The sequence below is a fragment of the Shinella curvata genome (genome assembly GCF_022899935.1).
Lineage (GTDB): Bacteria > Pseudomonadota > Alphaproteobacteria > Rhizobiales > Rhizobiaceae > Shinella > Shinella curvata.
The window spans coordinates 1-2,500 of the sequence record NZ_JALJCJ010000018.1 but is presented as its reverse complement, the minus strand read 5'-3'; the positions used below and the strand labels follow the sequence as shown (position 1 = coordinate 2,500).

The 2,500-nt window shown below is 54.1% G+C and carries 1 tRNA gene and 2 rRNA genes (1 of these 3 cut by a window edge); all 3 read left to right on the top strand.

Annotation, left to right across the window (positions count from 1 at the left end):
- Nucleotides 1–1,821: ribosomal RNA gene (locus MUU55_RS28985) — 23S ribosomal RNA — on the top strand; it begins 975 nt to the left of the window's first position.
- 122 nt (nucleotides 1,822–1,943) lie between these two features.
- A 5S ribosomal RNA gene (gene rrf, locus MUU55_RS28980) occupies nucleotides 1,944–2,058 on the top strand.
- A 244-nt stretch (nucleotides 2,059–2,302) separates the two neighbouring features.
- Nucleotides 2,303–2,379, top strand: a tRNA-Met gene (locus MUU55_RS28975).
- The last annotated feature ends 121 nt before the right edge of the window (nucleotides 2,380–2,500 follow it).

The following is a 2,500-nucleotide window of genomic DNA, read 5'->3' as shown; positions in this document are numbered from 1 at the left end:
AGACACACGGCGGGTGCTAACGTCCGTCGTGAAAAGGGCAACAACCCTGACCTCCAGCTAAGGTCCCCAAGTCATGGCTAAGTGGGAAAGGATGTGAGGATCCCAAAACAACCAGGATGTTGGCTTAGAAGCAGCCATCATTTAAAGAAAGCGTAACAGCTCACTGGTCTAAATAAGGGTCTTTGCGCCGAAAATGTAACGGGGCTAAAGCCATGCACCGAAGCTGAGGATTGGACGCAAGTCCAGTGGTAGCGGAGCGTTCCGTAAGCCTGTGAAGGGAGACCCGTGAGGGCTCCTGGAGGTATCGGAAGTGCGAATGTTGACATGAGTAACGATAAAGAGGGTGAGAGACCCTCTCGCCGAAAGACCAAGGGTTCCTGCTTAAAGTTAATCTGAGCAGGGTTAGCCGGCCCCTAAGGCGAGGCGGAAACGCGTAGTCGATGGGAACCACGTTAATATTCGTGGGCCTGGTGGTAGTGACGGATTGCGTAACTTGTTCAGACTTATTGGATTGTCTGGGCGGGGAAGCGGTTCCAGGAAATAGCTCCACCGTATAGACCGTACCCGAAACCGACACAGGTGGTCAGGTAGAGTATACCAAGGCGCTTGAGAGAACTCTGCTGAAGGAACTCGGCAAATTGCACGCGTAACTTCGGAAGAAGCGTGACCCCAATGCACGCAAGTGTTTTGGGGTGGCACAGACCAGGGGGTAGCGACTGTTTATCAAAAACACAGGGCTCTGCGAAGTCGCAAGACGACGTATAGGGTCTGACGCCTGCCCGGTGCTGGAAGGTTAAGAGGAGAGGTGCAAGCTTTGAATCGAAGCCCCAGTAAACGGCGGCCGTAACTATAACGGTCCTAAGGTAGCGAAATTCCTTGTCGGGTAAGTTCCGACCTGCACGAATGGCGTAACGACTTCCCCGCTGTCTCCAGCAGAGACTCAGTGAAATTGAATTCCCCGTGAAGATGCGGGGTTCCTGCGGTTAGACGGAAAGACCCCGTGCACCTTTACTATAGCTTTACACTGGCATTCGTGTCGGCATGTGTAGGATAGGTGGTAGGCTTTGAAGCAGGGACGCCAGTTCTTGTGGAGCCATCCTTGAAATACCACCCTTATCGTCATGGATGTCTAACCGCGGCCCGTCATCCGGGTCCGGGACAGTGTATGGTGGGTAGTTTGACTGGGGCGGTCGCCTCCGAAAGAGTAACGGAGGCGCGCGATGGTGGGCTCAGACCGGTCGGAAATCGGTCGTCGAGTGCAATGGCATAAGCCCGCCTGACTGCGAGACTGACAAGTCGAGCAGAGACGAAAGTCGGTCATAGTGATCCGGTGGTCCCGCGTGGAAGGGCCATCGCTCAACGGATAAAAGGTACGCCGGGGATAACAGGCTGATGACCCCCAAGAGTCCATATCGACGGGGTTGTTTGGCACCTCGATGTCGGCTCATCGCATCCTGGGGCTGGAGCAGGTCCCAAGGGTTTGGCTGTTCGCCAATTAAAGCGGTACGTGAGCTGGGTTCAGAACGTCGTGAGACAGTTCGGTCCCTATCTGCCGTGGGTGTAGGAATATTGACAGGATCTGTCCCTAGTACGAGAGGACCGGGATGGACATATCTCTGGTGGACCTGTTGTCGTGCCAACGGCATAGCAGGGTAGCTATATATGGAATGGATAACCGCTGAAGGCATCTAAGCGGGAAACCAACCTGAAAACGAGTATTCCCTTGAGAGCCGTGGAAGACGACCACGTTGATAGGCCGGGTGTGGAAGTGCAGCAATGCATGAAGCTTACCGGTACTAATAGCTCGATTGGCTTGATCGTTCTCATTGTTCATGCTCATCAACCCTCAAAACGAGGGAAAATGACCAAGATGTGTTCATAAAATAAGACAAACGAGGAAGTCTCTTCCTCTACCAGCTTCTCATCACATTGCCCTTAGCCGACCTGGTGGTTATGGCGGGGTGGCCGCACCCGTTCCCATTCCGAACACGGCCGTGAAACGCCCCAGCGCCAATGGTACTTCGTCTTAAGACGCGGGAGAGTAGGTCGCTGCCAGGTCTGCTAAAGGCAATGTGAACAGGTTTTTACCGCTAGGTAAAATACCGACGACGATCTTCTCGACACGCATTCGGCCCTGCCGAAACCAAAGGGCCGCTCTAAGCGGCCTTTATGCATTTTGAAATCTCGGATGTGAGGTCTTCGCATCCAATGGTATTTTGCCTTCGGCAAAAACCGGACCGGGAAAAGCGTTCAGGACGCTGCAGTCCTTACGGTATTTTGCCTAACGGCAAAAACCGGGTAACGCGGGGTGGAGCAGCCCGGTAGCTCGTCAGGCTCATAACCTGAAGGCCGCAGGTTCAAATCCTGCCCCCGCAACCAATTCAACAAAGCCCCGCTGGCCTAAGCCGCGGGGCTTTTTGACGTTAAAAAGCTTAAACTAAGCGCGCCAGCACACAAACAGCCCGCCGGAAATACAACCCAAAACCCTCAAGCCGCGCCG